Source organism: Paenibacillus sinensis (genome assembly GCF_019904155.1).
GTDB classification, from domain to species: domain Bacteria; phylum Bacillota; class Bacilli; order Paenibacillales; family Paenibacillaceae; genus Paenibacillus_AQ; species Paenibacillus_AQ sinensis.
The window spans coordinates 1-246 of record NZ_JAHCMB010000132.1 but is presented as its reverse complement, the minus strand read 5'-3'; the positions used below and the strand labels follow the sequence as shown (position 1 = coordinate 246).

Below are 246 nucleotides of genomic sequence, written 5' to 3'. Positions count from 1 at the left end.
GGGTAACGTCATTTGAAATTCTTTTATGATTTCAAAGATGATTCTTTCGATAACCAAGGTATTCCTTAACCGAATGTGACTGGGAATCTGAGGAATAATTTGCTCAAGATCGTCGTTTCGAAACCATTTCATTTCATCCGCAGTCATATCTTCTAGTTTTTTAAAGGAAACCTTTACATCCGGGCTATCCTCTTTATAGAACAAATCAAAATGTAAATGAGGTTGTCGTACTAATTCTGTTCCTAA

The 246-nt window shown here is 35.0% G+C and carries 1 pseudogene; it reads right to left on the bottom strand.

What is annotated here, in order from left to right:
* Positions 1 to 246, bottom strand: a pseudogene (locus tag KIH86_RS15530) (AraC family transcriptional regulator); the annotation flags it as partial.